Here is an 18292-nt window from a genome sequence, read left to right as displayed (position 1 = left end):
TGGAGCCTTGCCATGTCCCTCGAATGGATCTGCACCCACCACACCGACCTCGACAAGGACCAGCTGTACGCCATCCTGCGCCTGCGGGTCGAGGTCTTCGTGGTCGAGCAGCAGTGCGCCTACCAGGAAGTGGACGGCCAGGACCTGAGCGGTGACACCTGCCACCTGATGGCCTGGGAAGAAGGCCAGCTGGTGGCCTATCTGCGCCTGCTCGACCCCCAGTCCCAGGGCGGTGATGTGGTGATCGGCCGCGTGCTGACGGCGGCCTGCGCGCGAGGGCGTGGCCTGGGCGAGCAACTGCTGCTCAAGGGGCTGGAGTGCGCCTCGCATTGCTGGCCCCATACGCCGGTCTACCTGTCGGCCCAGTCGCACCTGCAAGGCTTCTACGGCCGCCAGGGGTTCGAAGCGGTCGGCGAGCCCTACGTCGAGGACGGCATCCCGCACATCGGCATGCGCAAGGCCTGACGCTCGGGCGTTCACGGATAACCCAGCACCTGGCGAATCTGTGCCAGGTGCGCGCCGACCCAGCGTCGATCGATCGCCCCCCAGTCGCTGATGCGGTAGTGGCCGGCGTGATGACGGGCGCCTTCCTGCTGCTCGAACGTGCAGACGATGTCCAGTTCGGCCAGCGCGGCGATGGTGTCCTGGGCCGTGCGCCGGGGCATGCCGGTGGCCTCCATCAGGGCCGGGACACTGCTCGCCTGCTGGCTGTCGATCAGCCAGGCGACGTACAGGCGTCGGTAGAAACTGCTGCGGGTCTTGCTCGTCACATCGCTCACAGGGGCCTCCTCAGGCAGCACCGGACACGTCCTGGTAGGTCAGGTAGACCCTCAGGTCGAACTCCAGTTGGTGGTAGGCCGGCTCCATGTGCTGGCACAGTTGGTAGAACGCCTTGCTGTGATCGCGCTCCTTCAGGTGCGCCAGTTCGTGCACGACGATCATGCGCAGGAATTGCGGCGCCGCGTCCTTGAACAGCGAGGCGATGCGGATTTCCTTCTTGGCCTTGAGCTTGCCGCCCTGCACCCGCGAAACTGCCGTGTTCAGCCCGAGGGCGCGGTGGGTCAGGTCGAGCCGGTTGTCGAACAGCACCTTGTCGGGGCTGGGCGCGTTGCGCAGGTAGGCCTGCTTGAGGTCCTGCGCATAGCCGTACAGCGCCTTGTCGCTCTGCACGGCATGCCGGTCGGGGTAGCGCTGGCGCAGGTAGTCGCCGAGCCGGTCGGTGGCGATGAGCTGGCGCACCTGCTCCTGCAGGTGCGGTGGGTAGGCTTGCAAGTAGCGCAGTACGGTCATGGCAGGCGATCGGGCAGAAAGAGGCGTCAGTCTAGCAAGCACAAGCCCGGCCAGGAAAACCGCTCTGGAAAATCGTGCGCATCGTCTGCGGTCAAGGGACGTGCCACCAGGAACCCCTGCACGTATTGGCAGCCGTGCGCCTTGAGCCACTGCGCCTGGGCCCGCGTCTCGACGCCTTCGGCGATCACGGTGATGCCGTATTCCAGGCACAGCGCGATGACGCTGCTCACCAGCGCCGCGTCGGCCACCGAGTCGGGCAGGCGAGCCACCAGGTGTCGGTCGAGCTTGAGGGTATCGATGGGCAGGTCGCGCAGCATGCGCAACGAACAGTCGCCTGCGCCGAAGTCGTCCAGGGCGACGCGCACGCCCAGGTCGCGCAGGCGCTGCAATTGCTTGACGGCCGCATCGATGTTGCACATCAGCGAAGTCTCGGCCACTTCCAGCTCCAGTTGCCGGGGGTCGAGCCCATGGTCGTCGATCACGCGCCGCAGCTCGTCGGCCAGCCCTGGCATGGCGAACTGTGCACGGCCCAGGCTGATGGCCAGGATCAGGTCATCGGGAAAGCGGGTGCCCCACGCCGTGCGCTGCGCTGCACCCTGACGGTAGATCCAGCTGGCCAGCCGATTGATCAGCCGCGCCTCTTCGAGAAGCGGGATGAACAGCCCGGGGGGCACGTCGCCGACACTGGGGTGGCGCCAGCGCAGCAATGCCTCGAAGCCGCGCAGGCGCCCGTCGGCGAAGGCCACCTGCGGTTGGTAGACCAGGCTGAAATCATGTTGCTCGATGGCGGTGCGCACGCCGTCCTCGAGCATGAGTCGTGAGCGGGCGCGACCATTGAGTTCATCGTCGTAGAAGCGGTACTGCTGCCGCCCGGCCTGCTTGGCCGCGTACATCGCGGTATCGGCAGCGCGAATCAGGCTGTGCACGCTGTCGCCGCATTCGGGGTAGGTGGCGATGCCGATGCTGACCCCCAGGCAGATGTCCACCCCGTCGATCTGCTGACACGCCGACAAGCGCTCGAGCACGTTCTCGGCCAGACGCCCGGCCTGCTCCAGGTAGGGCAACTCGTCGAACAACGCGGTGAACTCGTCGCCGCCCATGCGCGCCAACAGGGCCTGGCTGCCCAGGCAGTCCTTGAGCTGTTCGGCGACCCAGCACAGCAGGCGGTCGCCGGCCTCGTGGCCCAGCGAGTCATTGACCCGCTTGAACCCGTCCAGGTCCATGTACATCAAGGCCTGAGCGCGCTCCGAGCGTTCGTGACGAATCAGCGCGCTCTCGGCTGCCTGATGAAACCCTCGACGGTTGAGCAGCCCCGTCAACGGGTCGGTGATGGCCTGGTTTTCCAGCTGCACGTGCAGGCTGCGCACGACCGACATGTCCAGCACGGTCACGACCATGGCCTTTTGCTCTTCAGGCAAAGGGGCACAGGACAGCGCCACGGGCACGGGCTGACCGCTGGAGGTGCGCAACTGCGCATCGTGCAGGCGCAGGACATCACGTCGCTGATAGGCCGTGAACAGCTCGGACTCCTCCCAAGGCAGCGCACTGGGCAGCTGCAGCAGGTCCAGCAGGTGCATGCCCTGCAAACGGTCGACCGGGGTGTCGAGCAGCCTGCAGACTTCCGGGTTGGCAAAGCTCACCACCCCCGAGGCCTGGATGACCAGGATGCCCTCGGCAGCATGTTCCAGAATCGAGGCGCTGAACGCTCTTGCCGACTCCAGGTCGCGGGTCAGGCGCTGCAGCATGCGCTGGTTGCACTGTTGCTCGAGCAGGGCCTGGATCTTGGGCCTGAGCACGTCTGGGTCGAACGGCTTGAACAGGTAGTCGACCGCGCCACTGGCATACCCGCGCACGATGGCGGCCTGCGAGTGCTCGGTGGCCGTCAGGAAGATGATCGGCGTCAGGCGCGTGCGCTGGCTGCCGCGCATCAGGCGCGCGACTTCGAAACCGTCCATCTCCGGCATCTGCACGTCGAGCAGGACCAAGTCCACCTCGTGTTCGAGCAAGGTGCCCAAGGCTTCCAGACCAGAACTGGCCGTCAGCACACGCCAGTCGTGACGAGCCAGCAACGCCCGCATGCTGACGAGGTTTTCAGGATAGTCGTCGACGACCAGGAGCACAGGCCCCCGGTCCGACGGTTGAAGGTGAACGCCATCCATGCTGTATCAAGACTCCACAACCACTGCCAGACGTTTGGATCCGATGCTTGACTTTAGCTCGCACCTGGCCGAAATGCCTGCTGTCTACACAAAATGTTCCTTGGCAGCCGACGGTTGGCGGTGGACGCGTAACTGCACGTAAACGCAGACCTCGGCGTTTCGCAGATCCGCTCTCGCTTGCAACTTGTCGCTGGTAGCGTGCAACTCCCTCCAAAAACGAAAATGCCCGCCTCTCGCGAGACGGGCACTCATTCACCCTGAACGGGGCTCACCGCACGATCAGTTGATCTTGGCGGCCAGCTCACCCTTGGCGTAACGCTGGAACATGCCTTCCAGGGAGATCGGCTTGATCTTCGAGGCATGGCCGGCGGTGCCGAAGGCTTCGTAACGGGCGATGCAGACGTCACGCATGGCCTTGACCGTTTCGGCGAAGAACTTGCGTGGGTCGAACTCGCTCGGGTGCTCGGCCATGTAACGACGGATGGCGCCGGTGGACGCCAGGCGCAGGTCGGTGTCGATGTTGACCTTGCGCACGCCGTACTTGATGCCTTCGACGATCTCTTCGACCGGCACGCCGTAGGTCTCTTTGATGTCACCGCCGTACTGGTTGATGATCGCCAGCCACTCCTGCGGGACCGAGGACGAACCGTGCATCACCAGGTGCGTGTTGGGGATGCGCTTGTGAATTTCCTTGATGCGATCGATCGCCAGGATGTCACCGGTCGGCGGTTTGGTGAACTTGTAGGCGCCGTGGCTGGTGCCGATGGCGATCGCCAGGGCGTCGACCTGGGTCTTCTTGACGAAGTCGGCGGCCTCTTCCGGGTCGGTCAGCATCTGGCTGTGGTCGAGGGTGCCCTCGGCACCGACACCGTCTTCTTCGCCGGCCTGGCCGGTTTCCAGGCTGCCCAGGCAACCCAGCTCACCTTCGACCGACACGCCGCAGGCATGGGCGAAGGCGACGGTCTGCTGGGTGACGCGCACGTTGTACTCGTAGTCGGACGGGGTCTTGCCGTCTTCCTTGAGCGAGCCGTCCATCATCACCGAGCTGAAGCCCAGCTGGATCGAGCGCTGGCAGACGTCAGGGCTGGTGCCGTGATCCTGGTGCATGCACACCGGAATGTGCGGGAATTCTTCGATCGCCGCCAGGATCAGGTGACGCAGGAAAGGCGCGCCTGCGTACTTGCGTGCACCGGCGGAGGCCTGGACGATGACCGGGGAATCGGTCTTGTCGGCCGCTTCCATGATGGCGCGCATCTGCTCGAGGTTATTGACGTTGAATGCTGGCACGCCGTAACCGAACTCTGCGGCGTGGTCCAACATCTGGCGCATGCTAATGAGTGCCATGGTGTATCTCTCTCCCGACAAGCGTCGTATGTGCGTGCGACCTGCCGCTGCCGGCGGCCGCAGTTCAAGTAATAAAGGGTCGCCCGTGCGACCCGGCCCGTCACGGTGCCTTGCGGCGCCCGCTCAGTCAGCCACCCGGACGCAGGTCACGGGCAGCCCGGCGCGAGGCGCTGGTGTTCTTCGTCGTACTTTTCCAGGGCAGTCGGGCCGAGCCGCTTGTTGATCACCGGCACGGTCTCGGCTTGCCACTCGGACTGATAGCAGCCACCGTTCGGCACCGCGGGTGCCTCACCGTCCTGCGGGGCTGGCGAGCCTGAGCAGGCGCCCAGCATCGCAGCCATCGCCAGGATGGGCAATCGCTTGATCATCGACCCGTTCCTCCGCTCAGCCCCTGGCCGCTTCAGGCCTTGGCCCGCTGTTCCAGGATTTCCACGGCCGGCAGCACCTTGCCTTCGACGAACTCGAGGAAGGCACCGCCGCCGGTGGAAATATAGGAGATCTGCGAGGCCACGCCGTATTTGTCGATGGCCGCCAGGGTGTCACCGCCGCCGGCGATGGAGAACGCGTCGCTCTGCGCGATGGCCTTGGCCAGCACTTCGGTGCCCTTGCCGAACTGGTCGAACTCGAACACGCCGACAGGACCGTTCCACAGGACGGTCTTCGACGACTTCAGCAGCTCGGCGAAGTGGGCTGCAGTCTGCGGACCGATGTCCAGGATCATGTCGTCGGCCGCCACGTCGGCGATGGCCTTGACGGTGGCTTCGGCATCTTCGGCGAAGGCCTTGGCGACCACCACGTCGACCGGCAGCGGAACACTGACCTTGGCCGCGATGGCCTTGGCCGTGTCGACCAGGTCAGGCTCGTACAAGGACTTGCCCACCGGGTGACCGGCGGCTGCCAGGAAGGTATTGGCGATGCCGCCGCCTACGATCAGCTGATCGCAGACAGCGCTCAGGCTATTCAGCACATCCAGTTTGGTGGACACCTTGGAACCGGCGACGATGGCCGCCATCGGTTTGGCCGGGGCCTTCAGGGCCTTGCCCAGGGCCTCCAGCTCGGCCGCCAGCAGCGGGCCGGCCGCGGCCACCTTGGCGAACTTGGCGACGCCGTGGGTCGAGCCCTCGGCGCGGTGAGCGGTGCCGAAGGCGTCCATGACGAAGACGTCGCACAGCGCAGCATACTGCTGCGCCAGCTCGTCGGTGCTCTTCTTCTCGCCCTTGTTGAAGCGGACGTTCTCGAACAGCACCACGTCGCCGGCCTTGACCTCGACACCGTCCAGGTAGTCGGCGACCAGCGGCACGTCACGACCCAGCGCCTTGGACAGGTACTCGGCCACCGGCTTGAGGCTGTTCTCGTCCGAGAACTCGCCCTCGGTCGGGCGACCCAGGTGCGAGCAGACCATCACCGCCGCGCCTTTCTCCAACGCCAGGCGGATCGTCGGCAGGGCCGCCTGGATGCGCGCATCGCTGGTCACCACGCCATTCTTCACCGGCACGTTGAGGTCCTCGCGGATCAATACGCGCTTACCGTGCAGATCGAGATCGGTCATCTTCAAAACGGTCATCAATGCAATCCTTCAGAGCTGTTTGCGAGTGGAGCGGTTTGGTGGACGACCTGCAGGAAATGCCCTGCAACGTCGAGCATGCGGTTGGCGAAGCCCCATTCGTTGTCGAACCAGGCCAGCAGGTTGACCAGGCGCGGACCCGAGACGCGGGTCTGGCTGGCATCCACGATCGCCGAATGCGGGTCATGGTTGAAATCGCAACTGGCGTGCGGCAACTCGGTGTAGGCCAGCAGCCCGCGCAGAGGTCCGTGCAGCGCAGCCTCGCGCAGCACCTGGTTGACCTCGGCGGCCGAGGTGTCACGGGTCGTCTGCAAGGTGATGTCCAGGCACGAGACGTTCACCGTGGGCACGCGTACGGCTTTGGCCTGAATTCGTCCGGTGAGTTCCGGAAGCAGGCGTTCGATGCCGCGCGCCAGGCCGGTGGACACCGGGATCACCGACTGGAAGGCCGAGCGCGTACGGCGCAGGTCATCGTGGTGGTAGGCGTCGATGACCGGTTGATCGTTCATCGCCGAGTGAATCGTGGTGATCGAGACGTAGTCGATCCCGAAGGCGCGATCCAGTACCCGCAACAGCGGTACGCCGCAGTTGGTGGTACAGGACGCGTTGGACACCAGCCGCTCGCGGCCGGTCAGGTCGTGCTGGTTGATGCCGTAGACCACCGTGGCATCCACGTCCGCCTCGCCGGACATCGGCTGCGAGAACAGCACCCGCGGCGCGCCGGCATCGAGGAACCGCTGGCCGTCGGCACGGGTGTGGTAGGCACCGGAGCACTCCAGCACCAGATCGACGCCCAGGGCACGCCAATCGACCCCTTCCGGGGTAGCGCTGCGCATGACCTTCACGCAGTCGCCGTTGATGTGCAGGCAGTCACCGTCGACCCGGACCTCGCCGGGGAAACGACCGTGGGTCGAGTCGAACCGGGTCAGGTACTCCAGGCTGGCCTGGTCGGCCAGGTCGTTCAGCGCGACGATCTCGACGCCCGTGTCGGCGCCTCGCTCGACCAGGGCGCGCAGGACACAGCGGCCGATGCGGCCGTAACCGTTGAGTGCAACCTTGTAGGGGCGCGATGGGGGCATGAGTGACTCACGTGGCGATGACGTTGATACGGCGGTCGCAGATCGGCCCCGGCTCGCGCCCGCCGATGCACCGTCATGGTGCCTGGCGAACGCGCGCTGGGGCCGGTCACAGGATCGAGGAGGGCCGGATCGACCCTCCCGATCGGCACATCAGTCTTCCAGCAGCTCTTCGGCGGTCCCCAGGATGTTCTCCAGGGTGAAGCCGAACTCTTCGAACAGCGCGGCAGCCGGTGCCGATTCGCCGTAGCTGGTCATGCCGATGACGCGACCTTCGAGGCCGACGTACTTGTACCAGAAGTCGGCGTGCGCTGCCTCGATGGCGATGCGCGCGCCCACTTCCAGCGGCAGGACCGACTGCTTGTAGGCTGCGTCCTGGGCGTCGAAGACGCTGGTGCAGGGCATGGACACCACGCGGACCTTGCGGCCCTGTTCGGTCAGCGCGTCGTAGGCCTGAACGGCCAGGCCGACTTCCGAGCCGGTGGCGATCAGGATCAGCTCGGGTTCGCCCGCGCAGTCCTTGAGGACGTAGCCACCGCGAGCGATGTCGGCGATCTGGCCGGTATCGCGCTGCTGGTGCTGAAGGTTCTGGCGGGAGAAGATCAGCGCCGATGGGCCGTCGTTGCGCTGCAGTGCCTGGGCCCAGCAGACCGCCGATTCGACGGCGTCGGCCGGACGCCAGGTGTCCAGGTTCGGCGTGCTGCGCAGGCTGGTCAGTTGCTCGACCGGCTGGTGGGTCGGGCCGTCTTCGCCCAGACCGATGGAGTCATGGGTGTAGACGTGGACGACGCGCTGCTTCATCAGGGCCGACATGCGCACCGCGTTGCGGGCGTATTCCATGAACATCAGGAAGGTCGCGCCGTAAGGCACCAGGCCACCGTGCAGGGCCAGGCCGTTCATGATCGCGGTCATGCCGAACTCGCGCACGCCGTAGAACAGGTAGTTGCCGCTGGCGTCCTTGGCGTCCACGCCCTTGCAGCCCTTCCACAGGGTCAGGTTGGAGCCGGCCAGGTCGGCCGAGCCGCCCAGCAGTTCCGGCAGCAGCGGGCCGAAGGCGTTCAGGGTGTTCTGGCTGGCCTTGCGGCTGGCGATGGTTTCACCCTTGGCGGCGACGTCGGCGATGTAGGCCTGGGCCTTCTCGGCGAAGTCGGCCGGCAGCTCGCCGCTCACGCGACGCTTGAACTCGGCAGCCAGCGCCGGGTGCGCCTGGGCGTAGGCGTCGAAACGCTGGTTCCAGTCGGCTTCGGCTTGCGCGCCGGCCTGCTTGGCGTCCCACTCGGCGTAGATGTCGGCTGGGATCTCGAACGGACCGTGGGCCCAGTTCAACGCCTGACGCGTCAGGGTGATTTCGTCGTTGCCCAGCGGCGCGCCGTGGCAGTCTTCCTTGCCCTGCTTGTTCGGCGAGCCGAAGCCGATGGTGGTCTTGCAGCAGATCAGGGTCGGACGGTCGCTCTTGCGAGCGGTCTCGATGGCGGTCTTGATCTCGTCGGCGTCATGGCCGTCGACGTTGCGGATGACCTGCCAGTTGTAGGCCTCGAAGCGCGCCGGGGTGTCGTCGGTGAACCAGCCGTGGACTTCGCCGTCGATGGAGATGCCGTTGTCGTCGTAGAAGCCGATCAGCTTGTTCAGGCCCAAGGTGCCGGCCAGGGAGGCCACCTCGTGGGAGATGCCTTCCATCAGGCAGCCGTCGCCCATGAACACGTAGGTGTGGTGATCGACGATGGCGTGGCCGTCACGGTTGAACTGGTCGGCCATGATCTTTTCGGCGATGGCGAAGCCCACGGCGTTGGCCAGGCCCTGACCCAGCGGGCCGGTGGTGGTCTCGATGCCTGCGGTGTAGCCGTACTCGGGGTGGCCCGGGGTGCGGCTGTGCAGCTGGCGGAAGCCCTTGAGGTCGTCGATCGACAGGTCGTAGCCGGTCAGGTGCAGCAGCGAGTAGATGAGCATCGAGCCATGCCCGTTCGACAGCACGAAGCGATCGCGGTCGGCGAACTTGGGATTGCTCGGGTTGTGCTTCAGGTAATCACGCCACAGAACCTCGGCGATATCGGCCATGCCCATCGGGGCACCTGGGTGGCCGCTGTTGGCTTTTTGCACGGCATCCATGCTGAGTGCACGAATTGCGTTAGCACGCTCACGACGGCTAGGCATCGCTGATCTCCTGGGGCTTTGTAAAAGGTGATGGAACAAAATGACGTCCATTTTCGCCCACGTTGCCCCTCCGGAGCAATGACGGATGGTCGCACCACCGCAATTATCCGGTCCGACGCCCCTGTGAACGCCCCGAAGACCGCCCACCGCGCGCCTGCAACGGCAATATCAAAACTTTTTGATATTGCCGTTGCAGGCGCGTCCACCTCTGTCTAGACTGCGACACCATGAGCCTTTCGACCCCAGCCCCGCCCCTGCGGCATCGCGACGACCTCACTGCCCTGTGCAAGGCCGGTGGCGATCCCCTGCGGCTGAACGTGCTGCGCGCCCTGGCCAGCGATTCCTTCGGCGTGCTGGAGCTGGCGCAGATCTTCGACATCGGTCAGTCCGGCATGAGCCACCACCTCAAGGTGCTGGCCCAGGCCGAGCTGGTGGCGACGCGGCGCGAGGGCAATGCCATCTTCTATCGCCGCGCCTTGCCCGACTCGGCACGCGCCGGCGGCCGCCTGCACGCGGCCTTGCTCGACGAAGTGGACGATCTCGCCCTGGCCCACGAGGTGCAGGCGCGCATCGCCCAGGTGCAGCACCGTCGTGCGCTGACCAGCCAGGACTTCTTCCTGCGCGTCGAAGAACGCTTCCGCGCCCAGCAAGACCTGATCGCCGGCCTGCCGCAGTACCGCGAGAGCCTGCTGGCCCTGCTCGACAAGCTGGCATTCGACGCCACGGCCAGCGCGCTGGAGATCGGCCCGGGCGATGGCGGCTTCCTGCCGGACCTGGCCCGCCGCTTCGCGCACGTCACGGCGCTGGACAACAGCCCGACCATGCTCGACCTGGCGCGCCAGGTCTGCCTGCGCGAGCAGCTGGACAACGTCGAGCTGCGCTTGGGCGATGCGCTCACCGTCACCGAGGTGACGGCCGATTGCGTCGTGCTGAACATGGTGCTGCACCATTTCGACGACCCGGCACGCGCCCTGGCGGCGCTGGCCGGGTGCGTCAAGGCAGGCGGCAGCCTGCTGGTCACCGAGTTGTGCAGCCACGATCAGGCCTGGGCCCGCGAGGCCTGTGGCGATCTGTGGCTGGGCTTTGAACAAAGCGAACTGGCCTGCTGGGCCACGGCAGCAGGGCTGACGCCTGGCGACAGCCTGTATGTCGGACTGCGTAACGGTTTCCAGCTCCAGGTCCGACATTTCCAGCGACCTGCTGGCGACACTCACCATCGGTAAATTTTAGGAACCCGTCGAGATGAGCGAATACTCCCTTTTTACATCCGAGTCCGTGTCTGAAGGCCATCCGGACAAGATCGCCGACCAGATTTCCGATGCGGTGCTCGATGCCATCATCACCCAGGACAAGTTCGCCCGCGTGGCCTGCGAGACCCTGGTCAAGACCGGCGTCGCCATCATCGCCGGCGAAGTCACCACCTCGGCCTGGGTCGACCTCGAAGACATCGTGCGCAAGGTGATCGTCGACATCGGCTACGACAGCTCCGACGTCGGCTTCGACGGCGCCACCTGCGCGGTGATGAACATCATCGGCAAGCAGTCCGTGGACATCGCCCAGGGCGTGGACCGCTCCAAGCCGGAAGACCAGGGCGCAGGCGACCAGGGCCTGATGTTCGGGTACGCCAGCAACGAGACCGACGTGCTGATGCCGGCGCCGATCTGCTTCTCGCACCGTCTGGTCGAGCGCCAGGCCGAGGCCCGCAAGTCCGGCCTGCTGCCATGGCTGCGCCCGGATGCCAAGTCGCAGGTCACCTGCCGCTACGACGGTGGCAAGGTGGTCGGCATCGACGCGGTCGTGCTGTCCACCCAGCACAACCCTGAAGTGTCCCAGAAGGACCTGCAGGAAGCGGTGATGGAGCTGATCGTCAAGCACACCCTGCCGGCCGAGCTGCTGCACAAGGACACGCGCTTCCACATCAACCCGACCGGCCAGTTCATCATCGGTGGCCCGGTGGGCGACTGCGGCCTGACCGGCCGCAAGATCATCGTCGACAGCTACGGCGGCATGGCGCGCCACGGCGGCGGTGCGTTCTCCGGCAAGGACCCGTCCAAGGTCGACCGCTCGGCCGCCTACGCCGGGCGCTACGTGGCCAAGAACATCGTTGCCGCCGGCCTGGCCGAGCGCTGCGAGATCCAGGTGTCCTACGCCATCGGCGTGGCCCAGCCTACGTCCATCTCGCTGAACACCTTCGGCACTGGCAAGGTCTCCGACGAGAAGATCGTCCAGCTGGTTCGTGAATGCTTCGACCTGCGTCCGTACGCGATCACCACCATGCTCGACCTGCTGCACCCGATGTACCAGGAAACCGCAGCCTACGGTCACTTCGGCCGCACGCCGCAGGAAAAGACCGTGGGTGACGACACCTTCACCACCTTCACCTGGGAACGCACCGACCGCGCCGAACAGCTGCGCACCGCTGCCGGCCTGTAAGCCGGACACCGGGTCACGAAGCCCTCTGCCGAGCGATCGGCAGGGGGCTTTTTCGTGTCATATCGCCTGACAACTTCGGCCAGCGCCTCGAGCGGCGAGCGTCTAGCCTGAACGGCCTCGACCACAGGGCAAGGATGCCATGTCATGGGATACACCCGCCTGCTGACGCTCTGCACGGCGCTTGCGCTGCTTCCGACCTGGGCCGCGGCCTGCCCGGCCTGGCCGATGCCACGCGCAGAGGCCGAGGTGCAGCGGCTGCGCGACACCCTCAGGCAATGGGACGATCGGTACCATCGGCTCGGTCAGGCCCCGGTGGCCGACACGCTCTACGACCAGAGCCGCCAGCGACTGGACTGGCTGGCCCGCTGCTTCGACCTCGACGTGCGTGACACGCCGCTGGCCAGCGCACGCGGGCCGGTCGCCCACCCGGTCCCGCACACGGGCGTCGACAAGCTGGCCGACGAGGCTGCGGTGCGACGCTGGCTGCAGGGCAGGCAGGCGGTCTGGATCCAGCCCAAGGTCGATGGCGTGGCCGTCACCCTGGTCTACCGCCAGGGCAGGCTGGTCCGCCTGATCAGCCGCGGCGACGGCCTTCACGGGCATGACTGGAGCCGGCATCTGCCCCACCTGCCCGCCCTGCCCCATCACCTGTCCGAGCCGCTCGACCTGGTGGTGCAGGGCGAGCTGTACGCGTACCTGCCCGGCCATGTCCAGGCGCGGGCCGGCAGCCTGAACGCACGCGCCCGGGTCGCCGGGCTGATGGCGCGCCGGCAGATGACCGACGCCGAGGGCGACCACATTCGCCTGTTCGTCTGGGCGTGGCCCGACGGCCCTGCTACGCAGACCGAACGCCAGGCCCGCCTGGCCGCGCTGGGCTTCACCGACAGCGCACGCTTCAGCGTGCCGGTCAGCGACCTGGCCCAGGCCGCGCACTGGCGCGATCACTGGTATCGCACGCCGCTCCCCTTCGCGACCGATGGTGTCATCCTGCGCCAGGGCGTTCGCCCACCCGCCGCGCGCTGGCGCCCTGGGACCTCTCACTGGATCGCCGCCTGGAAACACCCCATCACCCAGGCATTGGCCGACGTGCGCGCCGTCGATTTCAGGGTCGGCCGCACAGGACGAATCACGCCGGTGCTGCAGCTGATCCCGGTGACGCTGGACGATCGCCGCGTGACCCAGGTCAGCGTCGGCTCGCTGGCCCGCTGGCGGCGCCTGGACATTCGCCCGGGCGATCAGGTCGCCATCAGTCTGGCCGGGTTGACCACTCCGCGCCTGGACGAGGTGGTGCATCGCAGCACCGAGCGCAGGCCGCTGAACGTACCGGACCCGGCGCACCATCACCCGTTGAGCTGCTGGCAGGCCAGCGAAGCGTGCCGCGAACAGTTTCTGGCACGCCTGGTCTGGCTGACCGGCAGGCAGGGGCTGGACCTGCCAGGTACCGGGCACGGCACGTGGTCTGCCCTGCTCGATCATGGGCAGGTCACGTCGCTGGTCGACTGGCTGGCGCTCGATCGCGACGCGCTGCTGCGTGTGCCGGGAATCAGCGACCGGCGCGCCGACCGCTTGCTGGCGGCGTTCGCCAAGGCGCGGGCGCAGCCGTTCGAACGCTGGGTACGGGCACTGGGCGCCCCGGTGCCAACGACGCTGCCCCTGGCACCAGGCTGGCAACGCCTGGCGGCGCAGACCCCGGCGCACTGGCGCGCCCGTGCGGGGGTCGGCGAGGCACGCGCTCGGCAATTGCACGCTTTTTTCAATGACGAGCAGGTCGCTGCGCTGGCGGCCCAGCTCAGGGCACAGGCGATCGAGGGTTTCTAATTTCGCCAGATCAGGGCAGCATTCGTCTCTTTGTCGCCCCGTCCCACTGGAGCCCGCCATGACATCGCTCTCACGCCTCACCCTGTCCGCCCTGCTGGGGCTGCTCGCCACGGGCGCGCTGGCCGCCGAACCCGAATCGGACCTGACAGGGTGCGCAGCCAAGCGCCAAGCCATCGAAGCCCGTATCGACCAGGCGCGTGCCAGCGATGACCACACCCCGCTCGACGGCCTGCAGCAAGCGCGCGAGCAGGTCGAGACCCACTGCAGCGAGAATGCCTTGCGCAAGGCCCGCGAGCAGAAGGTGCTCGATGCCCGCCACGAGGTGACACAGCGCAAGAAGGACCTGGACAAGGCGATGAAGAAAGGCGACCCGGAACGGATCAACAAGCGCAAGGAGAAACTGTCGGACGCCAACAAGGCGTTGCAGGACGCCCTTCAGGACCTCGAGCGTTGACACCAGGCGTCTCTGCGTCCCATCGCTTGTAGGACTTTTCTGAACAAGTCTTGGGCTTCGTCCACATGCGTAGCAGGGCATCTAGAATCCAGGCAGGATCTTGAAAAACCTTGTCAAACTTGCCTGAACTGGAGGCGCGCATGAAACGCTTTTCTTCCCTGTTGCTGATCACCTGGATGGGCCTGGGCGCAGCGTCGCTGCAGGCGGCAGAGCCCGCTCCCGGCCTGAAGGGCTGTGCTGCCAAGCAGGATGCCATCGAAAAAGAACTTCGACAGGCCAAGGAACAGGGTCACCTGTTCAAGGTGTCCGGCTTGCAGAAAGCCCTGAAGGAAAACCAGGCGCACTGCACCGACGACGGGCTGCGTCAGTCGCGCCAGGCCGAGGTGCGCAAGGCACAGGCCGAGATCGACGAACGCGAGGCCGACCTGGCGGCCGCCCAGGCCAAGGGCGATACCAAGAAGATCGAAAAGCGTCGGCAGAAGCTCGACGAGGCACGCGCCGAGCTGGAGGAGGCCAAGCGGCAGCTGGACCAGTGAGCCATCCGGCTTGCAGTCGGCGGCCGAATCGCCCGCAACGCGCGAGAAGAATGGCGCCGAGGCTTGCGCTGGCCAGGGGGTGCGTTAGGATCGTCGGGCCAGCGGCGGTCACGTGAAACCGCTGGTTTCACGATTGTCCTCGACGAACGACAGCGGCAGGCCACGTTCCTGACCGCTCAAGGAAGCCTCCATGATTTCTGTTTTGCGCCCACTGGCCTGGGCGCTTCCCGTGCTGGCCCTGTTGGCCGGTTGCAACGGCAACGACAACGACAAGACCCCTGCCCAGCCTCACGCCCTCGCCACCTATGTCCCGGCGGCCTGGCAAGACCTGCCTGCCGTCAGTGAAGATGACCTGCTGGCAGGCTTCCAGGCCTGGCGCACCGGCTGCGAGAAGCTTGCCCGCAATCCGGTCTGGTCCCCGGTGTGCGAAGCGGCGAGCTCCGTCCCGGCCGACCCTGCCCAGGTTCGCGCGTTCGTGCAGCAGCGCTTGCAGGTGTATGGCCTGCGCTCGGCGCAGAACAGCGCCGACGGCCTGATCACCGGCTATTACGAGCCCATCTATTACGGCAGCCTGGAAAAAGCAGGGGCCGCCCACGTGCCGGTCTACGGCGTGCCGCCCGACATGGTCACCGTGGACCTGGCCAGCGTCTACCCCGAGCTCAAGGGCAAGCGCCTGCGTGGCCGGCTTGAAGGCAATGTGCTCAAGCCATACGACACCGCCGACAAGATCTACCGCTCGGGTGCACAGGCCCCGGTTCTGGCCTGGCTCACCGACCCGATGGACCTGCAGTTCCTGCAGATCCAAGGATCGGGGCGCATCCAGCTCGCCGACGGCCGCCTGCTGCGGGTCGGTTACGCCGACCAGAACGGCCACCCTTACCGGCCAATCGGTCGCTGGCTGGTCGAGCAAGGCGAGCTGAAGAAGGAAGAAGTGACCATGGGCGCCATCCATGCCTGGGCTCAGGCCCATCCTGAGCGCGTGCCGGAGCTGTTGGCGAGCAACCCCAGCTACGTGTTCTTCAGCACGCGCCCGGACAGCAACGAGGGGCCACGCGGTTCGCTCAACGTCCCGCTGACCGCTGGCTACAGCGTGGCCATCGACCGCAAGGTGATCCCGCTGGGCAGCTTGCTGTGGTTGTCGACGACGCGTCCCGATGGCAGTCCGGTGGTACGCCCGGTGGCGGCCCAGGACACCGGCGGTGCCATCACGGGCGAAGTGCGCGCCGACCTGTTCTGGGGGACCGGCCCCGTGGCGGGGCAACTGGCCGGCGACATGAAGCAGAAAGGCCAGATCTGGCTGCTCTGGCCCAAAGGCGCGCCACTGCCGGACGTGCCTGTGGCGCCTTGACGTCGGGCGGTCAGACCGACACGACGAAGAACGCCACGACGATAGCCAGCCCGGCGGCCCAGACCAGCGAGCGCAGCGCGGCCCAATCCGCCAGGTAGCAGATGATGTAGAGCAGGCGGCTGGTGATGTAGAGCACGCCCAGCACGTCCTGGGTGACCTGGTCCGCGTGGCCGACCAGGTCGGCCACCAGCACGGCGGCGATGAACGGCGGCAGTGCTTCGTGACTGTTCTGCTGCGCCGCGTGGGCACGGCGTGGCAACCCTTCCAGCGAATCGAGAAAACCGCGTGGATCATGGTTGTCCTTCATGCCGAAACGACCGCTGCTGAGCTTGGCGATCAGCGTGCAGACCAGCGGCAGGAAAATCGCGACCAGCACGCACCACAGGGCAACGGTCATGGCAGAGTCCTCTGAAACGGATAGGCAAACGGGGGCGGCCCGGTCTTCGGGACCTGCTTGCAGCTAGGAGTACTGGCCGACGAAAAAGGTTCTAGTGGCGTACCGGTGCTGAACGTTCCGTGGAATTCTGGTCATAAGCTGTGCCCCGAACCGTGGTAAAGGTCATCCAACGATTGCCTGAGTCATTCGGGCAACGAATTGGAATCCACTGTTACAGGAACCGGGATGCTTGAGCTTGTCGCTGCGTTTATCTGCCTGACCACCCTCCTCACCTACGTCAACTACCGGTTCATCGGCCTGCCGCCCGCCATCGGCGTGATGGTCACGGCGCTGCTGTTCTCCCTATGCCTGCAAGGGCTGAGCCTGATCGGCTACCCAGGGCTGGAAGAGCGCGTCGAAAGCCTGATGAACCAGATCGACTTCAATGACCTGCTGATGCACTGGATGCTGGCCTTCCTGCTGTTCGCCGGCGCCTTGCACGTGAACCTGGCGGACCTGCGCAGCTATCGCTGGCCGATCGGCCTGCTGGCCACGGTGGGTGTGCTGATCGCCACGGTGGTGATCGGCTACCTGGCGCACTGGGTCTTCGCCCTGTTCGGCTGGCACGTCAGCCTGATCTACTGCCTGCTGTTCGGCGCGCTGATCTCGCCCACCGACCCCATCGCCGTGCTCGGCGCCCTGCGGACCGCCAATGCGTCCAAGCCGCTGAAGACCACCATCGTTGGAGAGTCGCTGTTCAACGATGGCACGGCGGTAGTGGTGTTCACCGTGCTGCTGGGCATCATTCAGCTGGGCGAGACGCCGAGCATGGCCGACACCGCGCTGCTGTTCGTTCGCGAAGCCATCGGCGGGATCGTCTTCGGAGGTGTGCTGGGCTACGTCACCTACCGCATGATCAAGAGCGTGGAGCAGTACCAGGTCGAGGTCATGCTCACCCTGGCACTGGTCATCGGCGGTTCGGCGATGTGCTACGAGCTGCATGTCTCGGCGCCGATCGCCATGGTGGTGGCGGGACTGATCATCGGTAACCTGGGCCGCAACCTGGCGATGAACGACATGACCCGGCGCTACATGGACGGCTTCTGGGAGTTGATCGACGACATGCTCAACGCCCTGCTCTTCGCGCTGATCGGCCTGGAGCTGCTGTTGCTGCCGTTCAACTGGCTGCACGTCGCAGCGGCGAGCGTCCTGGCCGTGGCCATCCTGCTGTCGCGCATGCTCACCGTGGCGCCCGCGATCCTGCTCCTGCGCCGCTGGCGCAGCGTGCCCCAGGGCACCATCCGCGTGCTCACCTGGGGTGGCCTACGCGGCGGGGTATCGGTGGCGCTGGCGCTGTCGTTGCCGATGGGCGAGGAACGTGACCTGCTGCTGAGCATCACCTACATCGTGGTGTTGTCGTCGATCCTGATACAGGGGTTGTCGATCGGCCGCGTGGTGCGTGGGGTGACGCGCCAGCCTGATTGAATAAGTGGGGCTGTCCTTGTGGGCCCTGCGGGCCCAATCGCGGCACGGGGGCCGCTCCCACATGGGCCGCGACTGCCTGGACCACTACGATGAATGAGCGGCCCCTGCGCCGCGATTGGGCCCGCCAGGGCCCACCCTGCGTACTTGGCAGAAACCACAGGATCTCCCACATGGGCCGCGACTGCCTGGACCCCTGCGGTGGGTGTAGGAGCGGCCCCTGCGCCGCGATTGGGCCGACAGGGCCCACCCTGCGTACTT

General features: G+C 66.2%; 17 protein-coding genes. 8 read left to right on the top strand and 9 right to left on the bottom strand.

The genetic code is table 11. The annotated features are described in order from the left end of the window. The first annotated feature begins 12 nt into the window (after positions 1 to 12). Positions 13 to 465, top strand: coding sequence for a GNAT family N-acetyltransferase (locus G7Z99_RS17310; RefSeq protein ID WP_181095935.1), 453 nt, complete (start codon positions 13 to 15; stop codon positions 463 to 465). Positions 466 to 476: 11 nt separating this feature from the next. Here G7Z99_RS17310 and G7Z99_RS17305 read toward each other — a convergent pair whose 3' ends face one another. The 8 genes from G7Z99_RS17305 to tkt form a co-directional block, all read right to left on the bottom strand. After that, a complete protein-coding gene (locus G7Z99_RS17305) occupies positions 477 to 770 on the bottom strand; it encodes a winged helix-turn-helix domain-containing protein (protein ID WP_375139167.1) in 294 nt (97 codons plus the stop codon). Positions 771 to 789: 19 nt separating this feature from the next. After that, a complete protein-coding gene (locus G7Z99_RS17300) occupies positions 790 to 1290 on the bottom strand; it encodes a M48 metallopeptidase family protein (RefSeq protein WP_181095933.1) in 501 nt (166 codons plus the stop codon). A gap of 26 nt (positions 1291 to 1316) precedes the next feature. Next, positions 1317 to 3449, bottom strand: coding sequence for a putative bifunctional diguanylate cyclase/phosphodiesterase (locus tag G7Z99_RS17295; RefSeq protein WP_181095932.1), 2133 nt, complete (start codon positions 3447 to 3449; stop codon positions 1317 to 1319). 279 nt (positions 3450 to 3728) lie between these two features. After that, positions 3729 to 4793, bottom strand: coding sequence for a class II fructose-bisphosphate aldolase (gene fba, locus G7Z99_RS17290; RefSeq protein ID WP_181095931.1), 1065 nt, complete (start codon positions 4791 to 4793; stop codon positions 3729 to 3731). Positions 4794 to 4939: 146 nt separating this feature from the next. Further along, positions 4940 to 5161, bottom strand: coding sequence for a hypothetical protein (locus G7Z99_RS17285; RefSeq protein ID WP_181095930.1), 222 nt, complete (start codon positions 5159 to 5161; stop codon positions 4940 to 4942). 32 nt (positions 5162 to 5193) lie between these two features. Beyond that, complete coding sequence (locus tag G7Z99_RS17280) at positions 5194 to 6357, bottom strand: phosphoglycerate kinase (protein ID WP_181095928.1); 1164 nt, start codon at positions 6355 to 6357, stop codon at positions 5194 to 5196. Then, complete coding sequence (epd, locus tag G7Z99_RS17275) at positions 6357 to 7436, bottom strand: erythrose-4-phosphate dehydrogenase (protein WP_181095927.1); 1080 nt, start codon at positions 7434 to 7436, stop codon at positions 6357 to 6359. The genes G7Z99_RS17280 and epd overlap by 1 nt, the downstream gene beginning before the upstream one ends. Positions 7437 to 7586: 150 nt before the next feature. After that, complete coding sequence (gene tkt, locus G7Z99_RS17270; RefSeq protein ID WP_181095926.1) at positions 7587 to 9584, bottom strand: transketolase; 1998 nt, start codon at positions 9582 to 9584, stop codon at positions 7587 to 7589. A 227-nt stretch (positions 9585 to 9811) separates the two neighbouring features. Here tkt and G7Z99_RS17265 point away from each other — a divergent pair, with 227 nt between their 5' ends. From G7Z99_RS17265 to mltA, 6 genes are all read left to right on the top strand, one after another. Further along, complete coding sequence (locus tag G7Z99_RS17265; RefSeq protein ID WP_181095925.1) at positions 9812 to 10807, top strand: ArsR/SmtB family transcription factor; 996 nt, start codon at positions 9812 to 9814, stop codon at positions 10805 to 10807. A gap of 19 nt (positions 10808 to 10826) precedes the next feature. Beyond that, positions 10827 to 12017: a methionine adenosyltransferase gene (metK, locus tag G7Z99_RS17260; RefSeq protein ID WP_181095924.1), complete on the top strand. Its 1191-nt coding sequence runs from the start codon at positions 10827 to 10829 to the stop codon at positions 12015 to 12017. Between the two features lie 144 nt (positions 12018 to 12161). Continuing rightward, complete coding sequence (gene ligB / locus G7Z99_RS17255) at positions 12162 to 13835, top strand: NAD-dependent DNA ligase LigB (RefSeq protein ID WP_181095923.1); 1674 nt, start codon at positions 12162 to 12164, stop codon at positions 13833 to 13835. A gap of 58 nt (positions 13836 to 13893) precedes the next feature. Continuing rightward, positions 13894 to 14289 carry a DUF1090 domain-containing protein gene (locus G7Z99_RS17250; RefSeq protein ID WP_181095922.1) on the top strand — a complete coding sequence of 132 codons (396 nt, stop codon included), beginning with the start codon at positions 13894 to 13896 and terminating at the stop codon, positions 14287 to 14289. A gap of 140 nt (positions 14290 to 14429) precedes the next feature. Next, positions 14430 to 14825, top strand: a complete 396-nt coding sequence (locus tag G7Z99_RS17245; protein ID WP_181095921.1) for a DUF1090 domain-containing protein — start codon at positions 14430 to 14432, stop codon at positions 14823 to 14825. Between the two features lie 190 nt (positions 14826 to 15015). Continuing rightward, entirely contained in the window at positions 15016 to 16173 is a 1158-nt protein-coding gene (gene mltA, locus G7Z99_RS17240; RefSeq protein ID WP_181095919.1) for a murein transglycosylase A, read from the top strand. Positions 16174 to 16183: 10 nt separating this feature from the next. Here mltA and G7Z99_RS17235 read toward each other — a convergent pair whose 3' ends face one another. Continuing rightward, on the bottom strand, positions 16184 to 16570 hold the full coding sequence (locus tag G7Z99_RS17235; protein ID WP_181095917.1) for an MAPEG family protein: 387 nt from the start codon (positions 16568 to 16570) through the stop codon (positions 16184 to 16186). 225 nt (positions 16571 to 16795) lie between these two features. On the opposite strand from G7Z99_RS17235, the gene G7Z99_RS17230 reads away from it, so the two are divergent. Beyond that, positions 16796 to 18034 (top strand): cation:proton antiporter, encoded by a 1239-nt coding sequence (locus G7Z99_RS17230; RefSeq protein ID WP_181095915.1) that lies wholly within the window; start codon positions 16796 to 16798, stop codon positions 18032 to 18034. The last annotated feature ends 258 nt before the right edge of the window (positions 18035 to 18292 follow it).

The organism is Pseudomonas entomophila (assembly GCF_013523165.1).
Lineage (GTDB): Bacteria > Pseudomonadota > Gammaproteobacteria > Pseudomonadales > Pseudomonadaceae > Aquipseudomonas > Aquipseudomonas entomophila_A.
This window is presented reverse-complemented; position numbering and strand designations above follow the sequence as displayed.

What these genes read in the sequence shown, in the direction of transcription:
- G7Z99_RS17235 (WP_181095917.1), bottom strand. Translation starts at nt 16,570, where the DNA reads ATGACCGTTGCCCTGTGGTGCGTGCTGGTCGCGATTTTCCTGCCGCTG.
- G7Z99_RS17310 (WP_181095935.1), top strand. Translation starts at nt 13, where the DNA reads ATGTCCCTCGAATGGATCTGCACCCACCACACCGACCTCGACAAGGAC.
- mltA (WP_181095919.1), top strand. Translation starts at nt 15,016, where the DNA reads ATGATTTCTGTTTTGCGCCCACTGGCCTGGGCGCTTCCCGTGCTGGCC.
- G7Z99_RS17245 (WP_181095921.1), top strand. Translation starts at nt 14,430, where the DNA reads ATGAAACGCTTTTCTTCCCTGTTGCTGATCACCTGGATGGGCCTGGGC.
- tkt (WP_181095926.1), bottom strand. Translation starts at nt 9,584, where the DNA reads ATGCCTAGCCGTCGTGAGCGTGCTAACGCAATTCGTGCACTCAGCATG.
- G7Z99_RS17285 (WP_181095930.1), bottom strand. Translation starts at nt 5,161, where the DNA reads ATGATCAAGCGATTGCCCATCCTGGCGATGGCTGCGATGCTGGGCGCC.
- G7Z99_RS17295 (WP_181095932.1), bottom strand. Translation starts at nt 3,449, where the DNA reads ATGGATGGCGTTCACCTTCAACCGTCGGACCGGGGGCCTGTGCTCCTG.
- fba (WP_181095931.1), bottom strand. Translation starts at nt 4,793, where the DNA reads ATGGCACTCATTAGCATGCGCCAGATGTTGGACCACGCCGCAGAGTTC.
- epd (WP_181095927.1), bottom strand. Translation starts at nt 7,436, where the DNA reads ATGCCCCCATCGCGCCCCTACAAGGTTGCACTCAACGGTTACGGCCGC.
- G7Z99_RS17265 (WP_181095925.1), top strand. Translation starts at nt 9,812, where the DNA reads ATGAGCCTTTCGACCCCAGCCCCGCCCCTGCGGCATCGCGACGACCTC.
- ligB (WP_181095923.1), top strand. Translation starts at nt 12,162, where the DNA reads ATGGGATACACCCGCCTGCTGACGCTCTGCACGGCGCTTGCGCTGCTT.
- G7Z99_RS17280 (WP_181095928.1), bottom strand. Translation starts at nt 6,357, where the DNA reads ATGACCGTTTTGAAGATGACCGATCTCGATCTGCACGGTAAGCGCGTA.
- G7Z99_RS17230 (WP_181095915.1), top strand. Translation starts at nt 16,796, where the DNA reads ATGCTTGAGCTTGTCGCTGCGTTTATCTGCCTGACCACCCTCCTCACC.
- G7Z99_RS17300 (WP_181095933.1), bottom strand. Translation starts at nt 1,290, where the DNA reads ATGACCGTACTGCGCTACTTGCAAGCCTACCCACCGCACCTGCAGGAG.
- G7Z99_RS17250 (WP_181095922.1), top strand. Translation starts at nt 13,894, where the DNA reads ATGACATCGCTCTCACGCCTCACCCTGTCCGCCCTGCTGGGGCTGCTC.
- metK (WP_181095924.1), top strand. Translation starts at nt 10,827, where the DNA reads ATGAGCGAATACTCCCTTTTTACATCCGAGTCCGTGTCTGAAGGCCAT.